The sequence below is a fragment of the Micromonospora sp. C28ISP2-4 genome, assembly GCF_030519385.1.
GTDB lineage: Bacteria > Actinomycetota > Actinomycetes > Mycobacteriales > Micromonosporaceae > Micromonospora > Micromonospora tulbaghiae.
The window spans coordinates 279,076-292,061 of sequence record NZ_JAUMKG010000005.1 but is presented as its reverse complement, the minus strand read 5'-3'; the positions used below and the strand labels follow the sequence as shown (position 1 = coordinate 292,061).

Here is a 12,986-nt window from a genome sequence, read left to right as displayed (position 1 = left end):
GCGTTCGTCCGCCGGCGGCGGGCGTCGATCTGGAATGCTCCGTCCATGCCGTCCTTCCCGCCCACCTTTTCCGCCGAGGTCGTCGCGCAGCCGGCGCAGGCCCAGTTCGAGGCGTTTCTCGACGAGCACCGCGACGCGCTCGACCGCTGCCTGGACGGGCTGACCGAGGAGCAGGCACGCCGATCGTTGGTGGCGTCCCGGACCACGCTGCTGGGTCTGGTGAAGCACGCGACCTTCGTCGAGAAGGTCTGGTTCGACGAGGCCGTCACGGGCCGGTCGCGCACCGAGATCGGCATCCCCGAGCGGTCGGAGGACTCGTTCCTCCTCGACGACGGCGACACGATCGCAGGCGTCCGGCGGGCATACCGCGACGCCCGCGACGCGTCACGCCGGGCGACCTCCACACTGGGTCTGGACGACATCCTCACCGGCCACCGGCGGGGCCCGCTTCCGCTGCGCTGGGTGTATCTCCACGTCCTGCGCGAACTCGCCCAGCACTGCGGGCACGCGGACATCCTCCGGGAGCAGCTCCTCGACGGATAGCGGGCGGCCGGCGGCGGCTCGTCGTCGACACGGCCGGCGTCACGCGCCGGCGCCCTCGTCCGGGTCACCGGTCAACGAGTCGGGGGCACGCATCCGCCACGCGTCGGTGACCAGTTCCGTCAGCCGCTCGACGCCGACGTGCGCCAGCCGCAGCATGACCAGGGGTGACCCGTCGTACGCGGGCGTGGTGAAGAACAGGTCGGGCTCGCCGAGGAGCAACGCCTGCTTCTCCGCCTCGTCGCCCACGTACAGCACGGCGACGTCGGTGCGGATACGTCGCGGCCTACCGGGCGTGCGCTCGGGATACGACCAGACGAACCCCTTGCCGGAGACCCGGAAGTCGAAGCCGTCGCTGTCGATCTCGACCACGTGCGGCAGCGACAGCGCCACCCGGCGGACGTCGTCCGCGTCAGCCACGACGGTCACCCCGGTACGCCGCCCTCCGCACCGGAACAGCCTAGCTACCGCCTCCGACAGGTGCGGCCCGTCCCCAGTGAGGCGAGCGGGGACGGGCCGCGGCCGTGTGCCGGGAAGGGAGCCGCTCAGATGGTGAATCCGCCGTCGACGTTCACCGTCGCGCCCGTGACGTAACGCCCGTCCGGGCCGGCCAGGAACGCCACCGCGGCGGCCACGTCGGCCGGCTGCGCGTAGTGGCCGAGGGCCGTGAACCCGTTGATTGTGTCCGCGTTCGGCCCGTCGGCCGGGTTCAGCTCGGTGTCCGTGGCACCGGGGTTCACCAGGTTCACGGTGATCGCTCGACCGCCGAGCTCGCGCCCGAGCGCCTTGGTCAGCCCGATCAGGGCGGTCTTGCTCATCGCGTACAGCGAGAAGCCCGGGAAGACCGCTCGCTCGGCCACGTTGCTGCCGATGTTGACGATCCGTCCGCCCGCCGACATGTGGCGCACCGCGGCCTGCGAGGCGACGAACGGCGCCCGGACGTTCACCGCCACCGTCTGCTCGAACTCGTCGAGACTCAACTGCTCCAGCGGCCCGAGCAGGAACGCGCCGGCGTTGTTGACCAGGACGTCCAACCGGCCCAGCTCACCGGCCGCCCGGTCCACCGCCGCGGTCACCGCTGCCGGATCGGCGCTGTCGGCCCGCACGGCGATCGCCCGCCGTCCCACGGCCTTGATCTGCTCCACCACGTCGTCGGCGCGCCGCTGATTCTGCTGGAACGTCAGCGCCACGTCGGCGCCGTCCTCGGCCAGGCGCAGAGCCACCGCCGCGCCGATGCCACGGCCACCACCGGTGACCAGAGCTACCTTGCCGTCAAGTGCGTTGTTCATGGTGGAAAGCCTGGTCGACAACGGGCCGACTGTCCGGCGGGGATCGGACGCCGCGTTCGTGACACCGCGCGGACGTCGCAAGCGGCCGGGTGACCGCCTGCGGCGGCTCAGTCCGCCCGGTCCAGCGTGACGGCGCTGCGCGCGGGAGTACTCGACCACAGTGCCCGCAGTGTCGGGTAGTGCCGCAGCTCCCATTCGGCTTCGCCGATCGCGCGGTCCCGTTCGGGGCCGGGCCGGCTGAAATCGAAGCCGGTGTCCTGCACGTTGAGCCGGTCGAGGTCGGCGAGTGCGGGCGCGTCCGGGAACACCAGGTCCAGACTCACCTGCCAGTACTCCGGCTGGTACCAGTCCGTCTCGCTCCAGTGCTCGCGCACGTCGACGGCGAACTGCCGGGTGAAGCTCAGGCTCGGGAGCCGGTCGTGCCAGCTGTATCGCCCCCACTGGACGACGAAGCCGTCGGCGTCGCTGTCCGGCCCTGGTTCCAGTCCGTCGACCGGCTGGTTCAGGAACTCGCAGAACGCCGTCCACGACGCGCCGACGTCGTCCACCCGCTCCGGATCCTGGCCGTGCCGGCGTAGCAGCGCGATCAGCCTTTCCGGGGAGTGCCGCCACGCGATGCCCACGACTCCACCTTCTCTCTCGGGACGACTACGTCTCCCGCTGCTTCCCGACCGGGCGGGGACGGCAAGCTGCCATGGTGCCTGCAGAGCCGAGCGGTGGCTACTCCTGGCTTTTCGACCTGGCAGCGGCCGACCCGGGCGCGCGCCACGAGGCGCTACCGGTCGAGCTCCAGTCAGGCTCGGTCTCGCAGCCGCGCGACCGCACCGCCGTACAACCGGACACGGTGGTCGGCGTCGCGGTCCGGCTCGCCGTACCCGAATGGTGCCGCCGTGCCGTGACCGACGTGCACCAGCCATTCCTCGTAGTACCAGCTCGGGTTGCACGCGCACCCGGTGAACCGGAAGTTGGCCCGGTAGCGGCCGACCTGCCCGGGCGCGAGCGTGAACAACCGCGCCGACGCCGGCGCACGCGGGAACGCCGCCGACCCGGGCAGCCGGTCCACGACGACCGACGCCCGATCGTGCCCGAGCCACAGTCCGACCTCGCGGGCCAACGCGACGCCTCCGGCGCGTACCCCTTCCCGGTGTTGGTAGCCGACCGCCTGGTCGGCGAGCACGTCGTGGACGACCACCTCGGCGTCCGGTAGCGGCCGGGGCGGCGGCACCGCCCGGACGAGGCCGCGGCGGGCGTTCGCCGCGGGCGCGTCGCGGGCGTCGGCGGTCCACCGGACGCGGACCCGCTGAATGAGGATCACCGCCCAGGTGTACCCGGAACGTCCGCGACAAGCACGGCGTTGACGGTCCCCGATCGGCCTCGAAGGCCTCGGCGGCGGGATGCGGTGTCGCAGCAGCACACGGCCGGCGTGACCTCGTGCCTCCCGCAGAGGTGGCCCGGGTCCGGCTCGCCGGAACCGACCCGGGCTCCTCCGTCCTCAGTCCATCGCGATGTAGAGCCGTTGACCGGCGGGCCGGTAGCCGACGCGCTCGTAGACCCGCCACGAGTCCTCGCCGCCGGCCTCCAGCCAGGCGACCTCCGCGCCGGCGTCGAACAGCCGCCGGGTGACGTCGGCAAACTGTCGGTGCCGGCCGCTAGCCTGCGGGCGTGATGAAGCTCGACATGGAGAAGGCCGCGCTGTGTGAGTTCCTGGAATATCAGCGTGTCAGCATCCGGGCCATCCTGGCGGACCTGGACCTGGCCTCGCTGCGAATGCCTGTCCTGCCCTCCGGATGGTCGCCGCTCGGGCTGGTGGAGCACCTCGGGCATGCGGAGCGCCACTGGTTCCAGGAGGTCTTCCGTGGTTCCGTAGAGCCGTTGCCCTGGCCGGACGAGAACACGCCACTGCGCACGACCCGATCGCCGTCTCAGGTCTTCGGCTTCTATCGCGACCAGTGCGACATCTCCGACGCGATCATCGCCGCGTCCCCATTGTCGGCGGCACCCGTCAGCCGGCATCCGGACGAGACGCTGGCGTCGCAGACCACCGACCTGCGACGGATCATTCTGCACGTCATCGAGGAGACCGCCCGGCATGCCGGGCACCTGGACGCCGCGCGCGAGCTGATCGACGGGCGCACCGGGCTGGGACCCCGCTGAACCGAGTCCGACGGGCGCGGTATGCCGTGCGGGCGGCCCCGACGGGCTCGCCGAAGTGGCTCTATGCTGCCGCGATGCGACCCCGCTTGATCAGCCAGGTGCGGCTTCCCGGCATTCGGCATGTCACGCAGGCAACAGACCTCGGCTGGGTGGGCACGGAGCGTGACAGTACGGCGGTGAACCTGTTCGACCACGAACTGCGTCACGTGGCGCGACTTGCGGTGCCTCTCGACGACCCGCGGATGAAGGTCAGTGCCACCCGCCGACTCGTCGCGGCGGGCGACAAGCAACAGATCGTCGTGCTCGACCACCACGGCGTGGTTCGGTGGCGCAGCAGCTGGGATCGGTTCGGCAGCAGCGCCGGCGCCGACTTCCACCTCGACGGTGACCACGTCCTCTGGGTCCGCCTGGCCGGCACCGGGGAACTCGTCGCCGTCAACGGTGTGAGCGGCGCGGAGTTCCATCGCATGCCGCTCCCAGGTCCCGAGGCCGCCTGGTTCCTGCACGCACCCGATGGCGTCTGGACCGGCTTGACGCTGCTCGACCCTTACCGGTCACGCGCCATGCTGATCAGGCTGGACGGCGAGCGCATCGTGTCACGGCCGCTGGCCGGTGGCGATCTCGCCGGTTTCAGCCCGGCCGGCAGCCGCTATCTGACCCTGACACCCGACGGCTACCTGTCCGTCCGCGACGTCGCCTCCGACGCCGTGATCACAGCACGGCACCTGGAGGATCTGCCGGGCGCGCCACCGGGCCTCGCGGGCTGCCGACACGTGGACCGTGCGGTGTTCCTGAGCGAGGACCTGATCCTCGCCACTGTGAACACCGAAGACCTGCCGAACGACGCCGAGGGTCACCTGATGCTGTCGGCGCTCAGCCTCCGTTGCCGCTCCCAGGTGCGCTACCCGCACCACCACGGATCCGCAGCCGTCCACCCCTCACACCAGCCAGGCCGATGGCTCACCCGCCATCATGAGGACGATCAGCTCCGGCTGTGGCAGCTCGGTGCTCGCCTCGACGACGAGCCGATCCCCGGTCAACTCGCACTGCTCTGACCGCGTTCCGATCTTGGATCACCGATCGCAGTGGACCGGAAGGGCAGCCCACGGGTCGGTCATCGGCGCACCCGGTAGCGCAGGTGAAGCACCCGATCGCCCTGGATCACCACGTCCGGATCCTCCAGCAGGTGCTGCGCGTCGACCGGCCCGAAGTAGCGTTTGCCGGACCCGAACACCACAGGTACGACGTCCATGCGTACCTCGTCGACCAGGCCCGCGGCGAGCACCTGGCCTCCGACGTCGCCGGCGGCGACCTCGACGACGCGCTCACCGGCGAGTTCCTGCGCCTTGGCCACGGCCGCCTCGACGCCGTCCACGAAGTGGAACGGCGCCTCGGCGTCCCAACCCTCGGGCGCCGGCCGGTGCGTCACGACGACCACGTGGTCGATCCCACTCGGCGGCGTCCCGTTCCAGCCGTCCGTCAGGTCGAAGACGTGCCGGCCGACGACTGTCACAGCGATCCGGTCCCAGTACGGCCGGATGTAGTCGTAGGACGTCTGCGACACCTTCAACGCGCCGCTGTCGTCCAACGGGACGTCACCGCTCGTCAACCAGTCGAACAGCGGTCCCGGCTGGTCGTTCTCGTCTGCGACGAAGCCGTCCACCGACACCGAGCTGTACAGGACCACAGTGCCCACGCCGGCTCTCCTCTTCCTTGGGTGTCCCCAAGTTAGCGTCTCGTGAGCTGCCGTTCTTGTACGAAATCAATCGGTCGGCAGCGGCCAGCCGTCCATCGCGTGGCCGGGGTGTTCGCGCAGGAACCGCCGCCGGACCTCGATGTACCGGGTCGGTGTGAGCCCGGTGAACGCCCGGAACTCGTGACCGAAGTGGGCCTGGTCGAAGTAGCCCGCCCCATTGGCGAGCTCGCCCCAGTCGACAGGTTCGGCGGGGTCGATCGCGAACACGGTGGCCGCGAAGCGGTACGTGCGGGCGAGCCGCTTCGGCGTGACGCCGACGAGTGCCTTGAACCGCTGCGCCAGATGGGTGCTGCTGACCCCGGCCGCCGTTCTCAGGTCGCCGATCGGCACCGCACCGCTGGTCGCCGCGATGACGCCGCTCGTATGGCGGACCAGCCCCAGCCCGGCGGTCTCGGACAGCCGCCGCATCAGCTCCTCTTCGAGCAGCGTCAGCATCTCGTGCGGTCCGTCCGCCGCGGCCAGCCGGTCGCGCAGCTCGGCGACCGCGGGCCGGCCCCACACCTGCTCCAGCGTCACCGGCCGGTCGCACAGCTCGGCCGCGGGCATCGGCAGGAGCGGCGCCAAACCCCAGGGCTTCACGTGTACGCCGACGGACAGGGTCGGGGATGGGTAGCCGAACTCGAACGCCCGGGTGGGCGTGGTGATCACGCAGCCGTCGGCGTACTCGACCGTCTCGATGTCGGCGCCGCCGCGGATCCGGAACGGCGCCCCGAGGTTGACGATGAACAGCGCCGCCGGCATCGGCGGCAGCGTCAAACGGGGGTACGGGGGCGTACCCGCCAGGTAGTAGAGGTCGTCGACGAGCCCGTCCAGCGGCGGTCGAGGCACTCTGGACACGTACTCCACGGTCCCAGCATCGCGGACGGCCCGCCGCTCCCCCGCGTCGGCGCAGTCGAAATCTGTTCCCATCCGTCGAGCTGCCCGTTGCGCGGATCGACGGAGACCTCGGACGCTCGCGCGTTCTGCTGACCGCGAAGAGGTCTTCATGACGTCTCGTCCACCGGCCATGCTGGCAGGATGGATGTGCCGGGACGCCCTACCTCCGAGGCCCTGCTCAGTAACCTCTACGCGGCCTTCAACAGACGTGACATCCCCACGCTGCTGGCCGCCATGACGCCGGATGTCTCCTGGCCCAACGGCTGGGAAGGAGGCGTTGTTCGCGGCCGGGACCAGGTGGGTGCCTACTGGCGCCGGCAGTGGGACCAGCTCGATCCCGTCGTCACGCCGATCGCGTTCCGCACGGAGGCCGACGGCCGCATCGCCGTCACGGTTCATCAGGTCGTCCACGACAAAGCCGGAGCGACGCTCGCCGACCACAGCGTCACGCACGTCTACCGCCTCGACGGCGGCTTGGTGACAGACATGGAGATCCGCGAGTGACGCCGCGTCCTCGTCGTTCGCGCCGACGCCCGCTCGTCTCACATCCGAATCGGCGATGAGTTTCGTTCTGGCTTCCGGTCTGTATTCCGTGCACCCGATCTCCCGACTCCCGGGGAGGGCGTCATGACCGCTACACACAGGAGGCAAGCGTGAAGCTTCTTCTCACATCCGCCGGCGTTCAGAACCCGAGCATCCGCGATGCGCTGGTCGACCTGCTGGGCAAGCCGATCGCCGAATCCAGCGCCCTCTGCATCCCTACCGCGGCCTACCCGATGGGCGGACCAGCCTCGGCCTGGCGCTTCATCACCGGTCAGACGCCGCTACCCATGAGCGGCCTGGGCTGGAAGTCGCTAGGCGTCCTCGAACTGACAGCGCTACCGAGCATCGGCGAGGAGCACTGGGTCCCCTGGGTCCGCGAGGCAGACGTCCTGCTCGTGCACGGCGGCGACGCGACGTACCTGTCTCACTGGATGCGGCAGTCCGGGCTGGCGGATCTCCTGCCGTCGCTGCCCGACACCGTCTGGGTGGGGTTGAGCGCCGGAAGCATGGTGCTGACCCCACGGGTCGGCGCGGACTTCGTCGAGTGGCAGTCCGCGCCCGACGACCGCACGCTGGGGCTCGTCGACTTCTCGATCTTCCCGCACCTGGGCCTCGAACCGGACAACACCATGGCCGCCGCCGAGAAGTGGGCGGCCGAGATCGCGGGTCCGGCGTACGCGATCGACGACCAGACGGCCATCAAGGTGACCGACGGCGCCGTCGAAGTCGTCTCCGAGGGGCACTGGAGGAGGTTCCCCTCTTAGGCGGTAGCTACCCGAGCAGCGTCGCCGCCGCGGCCACTGTGGCCAGCGACAGCGTCGTGGTCGCCACCACCGCCCGGTTGGCCACCGTCTCGCCGACGCCGTACTCCTGAGCGAAGATGAACGTGTTCTGCGCTGTCGGCAGGCCCGCGCACACCACCACGGCGAGCATCTGCGGCGCGGACAGGTGCAGGGCCAGCCCGGCCGCGTACGCGACGATCGGCTGCGCGACGAGCTTCAGCGCGCTGATCACGGCCAGCTCGGCGGGCCCGGGCAGCTCTGCCGGTTCGGCCGGCTCTGCCGGTTCGGCGGCCCGCGACGGTGCCGTGCGGTGCAGCGACGCGCCGAGCGCGACCAGGGCGGCCGGGACCGCGGCGCCCGCCAGCAGGGCGAGCGGCGCGGCGGCCACCGACGGCAGACGTACGCCGGCAGCCGAGCACGCGACACCGAGCAGCGACGCCAGGATCACCGGATTGCGTACGGGCAGGGAGGCGATCCGGCGCACCCTCACCCGCCCGTGCGGGTCGCAGTGCCGGTCCAGCGCGACCAGGATCACAGGCGTCACCACCAGCACCTGCAACAGCACCACCGCTGCCAGGAAGGACACGTCGCCGAGAACCTGCGTCGCGATCGGGATGCCGAGGTTCGCCGAGTTCACGTACCCGGCGGTCATGCCCCAGATCGGCCGTTCGCCGGGCTCGCGACCGAACAGCCGGCTCGCGCCGACCCACCCGAACCCGATCACAGCCACGGTGCTCACCCCGAAGGCGAGCAGCGAACGGCCGGCGAACCCGGACAGCGGCATCCGGGCCAGGGCCAGGAACAGGGCGGCCGGCATCGCGAGATGGAACACGAACCGGCCGAGCACCGACGCCGCCGCCTCGCCCAGCAGGCCCCAGCGACAGGCCGCGTAGCCGGCGGCGGTGAGGATCCAGATCGGTACGAACGCCGACACCAGAGTCATACGGGCGTCACCGGAACGTCGCGTCCACGGTGCTTACCAGGCCGACTGGCAGCCGAGGGCTGTCCAGGTGTACGCGATCGGGAAGCCACGCGTTCAGCCTCGCATCGAGCCCGACGTGGAGGGCTTCGAGGTGTCTGCGACCGCGTCCCTGTGCATCCTCGATCGAGACCGGGTGGCGGAACTGGTTGGTCTAGGCATTGTCTGCTGGATCTTGGCGGGTGTGATCGAGGGTGAGGTTGAGTAACGTCAGGCCGGTGACGGGCTGGAAGCCGATGTCGGTGTAGAGCGTCAGGGCAGCGGTGTTGTCGGTCTCCGTCTGGAGTGACACGCGATGCGCGCCAGCGGCACGGGCGTTGCGGATGACGTGCTGGAGCAGGGCGTTCGCGACACCGCTACGGCGATGGTGCGGGGCCACGTAGAGGTCGCGGATCGACCATGAGGTGCCCAGCATGAGCGATGCCGGCGTGATCGTGACGGTGACGAAGCCGCGAACGTCATCACCTCGGATGGCGGCAGCGGCGGAGAACCGGTGTTGTGCGATTTGGTCGTGCAGCCAGGAGCGGGTGATCTCTGGGGCCGACGGTTGGCCGTAGTGCGCCCGGTAGTCGTCGAACAGAGCAGCTACCTGGTCGAACGCTGGATGGCCAAGGGCTATCGGCACGATCGTCGTCGTCATGCCGTAAGTGTGGCCGCTCACAGAACTCGTCGTGTTGATCTAGGGTGATGCGTGATGATCGCCAAGCCCGTGACGACAGTACTGTTCGACTTCGCCTGGACCCTGTTCGCCAGAGACTCGGAGCGCTGGGTGGGCAGCGCGGCGGCATCGATCGACCGGACATTGGCTGCCGGCGAGGCGCACCGTATTGCTGGCGACTTCGCGGAACTGTTGCGGGAGACGGCCACGGATCCGGCCCACATCGCCCGAGATCTTGATCCGCGAGTCTGGGATCGGGCGATCCTCGCCGTGCTGGAACAGATTCCGGGCGTGGACCGGGCGCTGGCATCGGTCTTGCACGAAACACACGCCGAAGCGATCGTGCCGTACGCCGACACCGTCGCCACCCTGTCCGCACTGCGTGACAGCGGTGTTCGCATCGGCGTCGTCAGCAACGTCGGCTGGGACATCCGCACATGCTTTGCGCGACACGGACTCGACGGCTACGTGGATGCGTTCGTACTGTCCTACGAGGTCGGCTTCGTCAAGCCGGACCCTCGGATCTGGGGCGCCGCCCTCGAAGCCCTCCATGCCGCTCCGGGCCAGACCGTGATGGTCGGTGATCATCCCGCCGGTGACGGCGGATCGGTTTCCGCCGGCATACCAGCGCTGATCCTGCCAATGGTGGATTCGCCCGCGCAGGAACGCGGCTTCGAACACGTGCTCAGGCTTGCCCAGGCTCCGTCCTGACAGGTCCGTCGCTGCACGCGCCGATACGGTCGATTGCGGCGTGAAGCGTCGGGTGGGCCGCCATCATCGGCCGACCCAAGTGGCGACGCACGCCTCGTTGCCCTCGGCGTCGGCCAAGACCCACCACTTCGGTGCGTGCGTATCAGAGACCAGCTGGCCACCCGCGGCCAACGCGGCGGCGATGCGGGCCTCGGCCTGATCATGTGGGACGGCGACATCGAGGTGCATGCGGTTGCGTTGTGGACGCGGAGCATCCATCGGCTGCAGCCCGAAGCCCGGACCCCGGCGCGCCGGGTCGGCTAGATAGTCGTCATCGATCTGGCGGTAACCCAGCAGCGCCCGCCAGAACGGCAGCACGTCTGCGCCGACCAGGGCGTCGAGGGTGACGTTGATGAGCTGCACGGCGGTCGGGTCGGCGGGGATGTCCAGGTCCCTGGCGGCAGCCGAGATGCGCCGGGCCAGCGCGACGTCCCGCGACAACAGGGACACGGTGACGCCGGCGTGACGCAGATCGACGTTGACGTACTGCTGCTCCGCGCCACTGGCGAGCCGGCCGACCTCATCGACGAACGCTATGCCCTTGGTCAGCGAGCCGGTGCGGAAGTACGCCGAGACCACGTGGTAGAGGCAGCGCCAGTCCTCGACACCGTCGGCCGCGTGGAACTGGCCGGCCGTGATCTGCACCGTCATGCCGGCGAACCTAGCATCGGCTGCGCGACGGAGCGCACCAAGCGCCTAGGATGGTCCCGGTGACCAGACCCGAACCGCGACCCGCCGACCTCCCGACCGACGAAGCCCGGCTCGACGAGGCCCTGCGGCTGCTCTCCGGCGTGCCGGTCGCACTCGATGTCGCCGTCAAGCGGCTCGCCCGCGGCAGCGGCGTCTACGCCTGGTGGGCTGATCCCTCGGTCCTCCCCGACCTTCCCGGGCCGCCGAACGACAGCGACCCGTCGCGGCGCATGCTCTACCTCGGGCGGGCGACCAGCCTGCGGGGCCGGATTCTGCGCAACCACCTGAGGCGTTCGGGCAGCTCGACCCTGCGCCGCACGTTGGCCGGGCTTCTCGTGTCCGAGGGCTACCGGACGACCTGGACCGACCGGGTCGTCCTGGTGCCCGAGGACGAGGCACGGCTGACCGCGTGGATGCACGAGCACCTGCGCCTGACCTGGGCGGAGGATCCCGAGCCGTCGGACATCGAGGCCGAACTGGTCCGGCGTCTGCACCCGCCGCTCAACGTCCACGGCGTCGACCCCGAGCACATCCAGGCCGCAGTGGTCGCCGCCAAGAACTCGTACAACGCCAGCAGCAGCCCGGCGCAGCCCTAGCTACAGGTGGGGTGCGAGCCTCACGCCGTCAGTGCGGCTTCCAGATCCCGGCGCGTGAGGGCGGAGCGGAGGTGCAGTCCCTCGGCCGCCAGGTTCTCCCGGCCGCCCTGCTCGCGGTCGATGGCGCAGACCACCGTCTCCACCTGCGCGCCGACGGACCGCAGGTGTCCGCACGAGGCCAGAAGCGCGCCTCCCGTGGTCACGACGTCCTCGATCACCACGACCCGCAGACCGTCCACCGGCCCGCCCTCGGCCACCTTCGCGGCGCCGTACTCCTTGGCCTGCTTCCGCACGAAGACCGTCGGCAGCCCGGTCAGTTGCGACATCACCGTGGCCAGCGGAATGCCGCCCATCTCCATCCCCGCCAGCACGTCACATTCCGGGAGCAGGGCCACCATCGCCTCGGCGACCTCGCGCAGCAGCTCCGGCTTCCCCTCGAACAGGTACTTGTCGAAGTACTCGTCACTGACCTTCCCCGACCGGAGAGCGAACCGGCCGGTGAGATGGCAGGTGTCGTAGAGGCGGCGCGCGAGCGGGTGAGTCACCCGCTCAGTCTCGCACCTGGCTGGAATCAAACGATCCGTCGGATGCGTACCCTTGGCCGCTCGTTACGCAGGTGACCCAGCTTGTGCTGGCGGACCTGCTCCTCCCACACCTCCTGGTCGTACTCCGGATCCGGCGCCGTCCACCGGTGCGACCCGTCGCTGTAGTGGAACTTCTCGTCGCCGGCCCGCAGCACGCTCACCGCAGCCACCCCAGGAACCGCCGGTGCAACGCCCCGGCCGGTGCCCAGCTCAGATCCGCCGTCGCCCGCACCAGCTGCGCCCCCAGGTAAACCGCCAACGACACCGGCGCGCCCTCGTACTCGGCAAGCAGCTCCCGGCGCCGCGTCGCGCACGGCCACGGCGCACCGCACCCACCGCACGTCCAGAGCGGCAGCACCGGCCCGTGGGTGCTCACCCCCGCACCCCCAGGAAGCGGGCGACGCTCGCGCGCGCCTGCCGGCTGGTCGCCCACGCGACCTGCCAGCAGGGGTACGGAGTCAGCCGCGCCCACCACAGCCGGCAACCCACGCACATCCCGTCCAGACCCCGTACGTGCACCGCCAGGATCGCCTGTTCCGCAGCACTCACTGGTCCTCCTGCGGCGGCCAATGACCGCGATTGATCGGTACGCGGTGGCGGCTCCGGCACGGCAGGTCCGCACCACAGCGGCACACCCACCGCCACTTCCGCCACGACCAGGCCGGGCGATGCCGACGTGCGAGCGTCAAAGCAGCAGCGATCACGTACTGGTCGTAGGTGACTCGTCTCCAAGGTGGTGTCCTCTCCCGCATCGCCGTTTCCTCCGCAGGGCAGCGGAACTCGACCGGG

At 70.3% G+C, this 12,986-nt stretch carries 20 protein-coding genes; 7 read left to right on the top strand and 13 right to left on the bottom strand.

Annotated features, from left to right (window positions below):
• Positions 1 to 45: 45 nt before the first annotated feature.
• Positions 46 to 543, top strand: coding sequence for a DinB family protein (locus Q3W68_RS20195; protein ID WP_302906927.1), 498 nt, complete (start codon positions 46 to 48; stop codon positions 541 to 543).
• Positions 544 to 582: 39 nt separating this feature from the next.
• Here Q3W68_RS20195 and Q3W68_RS20190 read toward each other — a convergent pair whose 3' ends face one another.
• The 4 genes from Q3W68_RS20190 to Q3W68_RS20175 form a co-directional block, all read right to left on the bottom strand.
• Complete coding sequence (locus Q3W68_RS20190; protein ID WP_302906926.1) at positions 583 to 960, bottom strand: MmcQ/YjbR family DNA-binding protein; 378 nt, start codon at positions 958 to 960, stop codon at positions 583 to 585.
• A 125-nt stretch (positions 961 to 1,085) separates the two neighbouring features.
• Entirely contained in the window at positions 1,086 to 1,829 is a 744-nt protein-coding gene (locus Q3W68_RS20185; RefSeq protein ID WP_302906925.1) for an SDR family NAD(P)-dependent oxidoreductase, read from the bottom strand.
• 107 nt (positions 1,830 to 1,936) lie between these two features.
• Positions 1,937 to 2,452 (bottom strand): hypothetical protein, encoded by a 516-nt coding sequence (locus Q3W68_RS20180; RefSeq protein ID WP_302906924.1) that lies wholly within the window; start codon positions 2,450 to 2,452, stop codon positions 1,937 to 1,939.
• 170 nt (positions 2,453 to 2,622) lie between these two features.
• Complete coding sequence (locus tag Q3W68_RS20175) at positions 2,623 to 3,144, bottom strand: hypothetical protein (RefSeq protein ID WP_302906923.1); 522 nt, start codon at positions 3,142 to 3,144, stop codon at positions 2,623 to 2,625.
• Between the two features lie 350 nt (positions 3,145 to 3,494).
• On the opposite strand from Q3W68_RS20175, the gene Q3W68_RS20170 reads away from it, so the two are divergent.
• Together Q3W68_RS20170 and Q3W68_RS20165 are read left to right on the top strand one after the other, a co-directional pair.
• Positions 3,495 to 3,983, top strand: coding sequence for a DinB family protein (locus tag Q3W68_RS20170; protein ID WP_302907153.1), 489 nt, complete (start codon positions 3,495 to 3,497; stop codon positions 3,981 to 3,983).
• A 74-nt stretch (positions 3,984 to 4,057) separates the two neighbouring features.
• Entirely contained in the window at positions 4,058 to 5,038 is a 981-nt protein-coding gene (locus Q3W68_RS20165) for a hypothetical protein (protein WP_302906922.1), read from the top strand.
• Positions 5,039 to 5,097: 59 nt separating this feature from the next.
• On the opposite strand, the gene Q3W68_RS20160 is transcribed toward Q3W68_RS20165, so the two are convergent.
• Both Q3W68_RS20160 and Q3W68_RS20155 read right to left on the bottom strand, forming a co-directional pair.
• Complete coding sequence (locus Q3W68_RS20160; RefSeq protein ID WP_302906921.1) at positions 5,098 to 5,679, bottom strand: dihydrofolate reductase family protein; 582 nt, start codon at positions 5,677 to 5,679, stop codon at positions 5,098 to 5,100.
• A 66-nt stretch (positions 5,680 to 5,745) separates the two neighbouring features.
• Positions 5,746 to 6,576: a helix-turn-helix domain-containing protein gene (locus tag Q3W68_RS20155; RefSeq protein WP_302906920.1), complete on the bottom strand. Its 831-nt coding sequence runs from the start codon at positions 6,574 to 6,576 to the stop codon at positions 5,746 to 5,748.
• Between the two features lie 180 nt (positions 6,577 to 6,756).
• On the opposite strand from Q3W68_RS20155, the gene Q3W68_RS20150 reads away from it, so the two are divergent.
• Complete coding sequence (locus tag Q3W68_RS20150) at positions 6,757 to 7,119, top strand: nuclear transport factor 2 family protein (RefSeq protein ID WP_302906919.1); 363 nt, start codon at positions 6,757 to 6,759, stop codon at positions 7,117 to 7,119.
• A gap of 149 nt (positions 7,120 to 7,268) precedes the next feature.
• Positions 7,269 to 7,922 carry a Type 1 glutamine amidotransferase-like domain-containing protein gene (locus Q3W68_RS20145; protein WP_302906918.1) on the top strand — a complete coding sequence of 218 codons (654 nt, stop codon included), beginning with the start codon at positions 7,269 to 7,271 and terminating at the stop codon, positions 7,920 to 7,922.
• Positions 7,923 to 7,929: 7 nt separating this feature from the next.
• Here the strand turns inward: Q3W68_RS20145 and Q3W68_RS20140 are convergent, their stop codons facing one another.
• Both Q3W68_RS20140 and Q3W68_RS20135 read right to left on the bottom strand, forming a co-directional pair.
• Positions 7,930 to 8,883 carry an AEC family transporter gene (locus Q3W68_RS20140; protein WP_302906917.1) on the bottom strand — a complete coding sequence of 318 codons (954 nt, stop codon included), beginning with the start codon at positions 8,881 to 8,883 and terminating at the stop codon, positions 7,930 to 7,932.
• A gap of 190 nt (positions 8,884 to 9,073) precedes the next feature.
• Positions 9,074 to 9,559 (bottom strand): N-acetyltransferase, encoded by a 486-nt coding sequence (locus Q3W68_RS20135; RefSeq protein WP_302906916.1) that lies wholly within the window; start codon positions 9,557 to 9,559, stop codon positions 9,074 to 9,076.
• Positions 9,560 to 9,613: 54 nt separating this feature from the next.
• Here Q3W68_RS20135 and Q3W68_RS20130 point away from each other — a divergent pair, with 54 nt between their 5' ends.
• Entirely contained in the window at positions 9,614 to 10,288 is a 675-nt protein-coding gene (locus tag Q3W68_RS20130; RefSeq protein ID WP_302906915.1) for an HAD family hydrolase, read from the top strand.
• A 63-nt stretch (positions 10,289 to 10,351) separates the two neighbouring features.
• On the opposite strand, the gene Q3W68_RS20125 is transcribed toward Q3W68_RS20130, so the two are convergent.
• A complete protein-coding gene (locus tag Q3W68_RS20125; RefSeq protein WP_302906914.1) occupies positions 10,352 to 10,978 on the bottom strand; it encodes a VOC family protein in 627 nt (208 codons plus the stop codon).
• Between the two features lie 50 nt (positions 10,979 to 11,028).
• On the opposite strand from Q3W68_RS20125, the gene Q3W68_RS20120 reads away from it, so the two are divergent.
• Positions 11,029 to 11,613: a GIY-YIG nuclease family protein gene (locus Q3W68_RS20120; RefSeq protein ID WP_302906913.1), complete on the top strand. Its 585-nt coding sequence runs from the start codon at positions 11,029 to 11,031 to the stop codon at positions 11,611 to 11,613.
• Between the two features lie 20 nt (positions 11,614 to 11,633).
• Here the strand turns inward: Q3W68_RS20120 and pyrE are convergent, their stop codons facing one another.
• From pyrE to Q3W68_RS20100, 4 genes are read right to left on the bottom strand one after another with little or no spacing between them, the layout of a single operon-like run.
• On the bottom strand, positions 11,634 to 12,158 hold the full coding sequence (gene pyrE, locus Q3W68_RS20115; protein ID WP_302906912.1) for an orotate phosphoribosyltransferase: 525 nt from the start codon (positions 12,156 to 12,158) through the stop codon (positions 11,634 to 11,636).
• A gap of 26 nt (positions 12,159 to 12,184) precedes the next feature.
• Positions 12,185 to 12,358, bottom strand: a complete 174-nt coding sequence (locus Q3W68_RS20110) for a hypothetical protein (RefSeq protein ID WP_167796883.1) — start codon at positions 12,356 to 12,358, stop codon at positions 12,185 to 12,187.
• The gene (locus Q3W68_RS20105) at positions 12,355 to 12,573 is read right to left on the bottom strand and encodes a hypothetical protein (protein WP_302906911.1); all 219 of its coding nucleotides are present in this window, start codon (positions 12,571 to 12,573) and stop codon (positions 12,355 to 12,357) included. Before Q3W68_RS20105 ends, Q3W68_RS20110 begins: the two co-directional genes overlap by 4 nt.
• Complete coding sequence (locus Q3W68_RS20100; RefSeq protein WP_302907152.1) at positions 12,570 to 12,929, bottom strand: hypothetical protein; 360 nt, start codon at positions 12,927 to 12,929, stop codon at positions 12,570 to 12,572. The genes Q3W68_RS20105 and Q3W68_RS20100 overlap by 4 nt, the downstream gene beginning before the upstream one ends.
• Between the last annotated feature and the right edge of the window lie 57 nt (positions 12,930 to 12,986).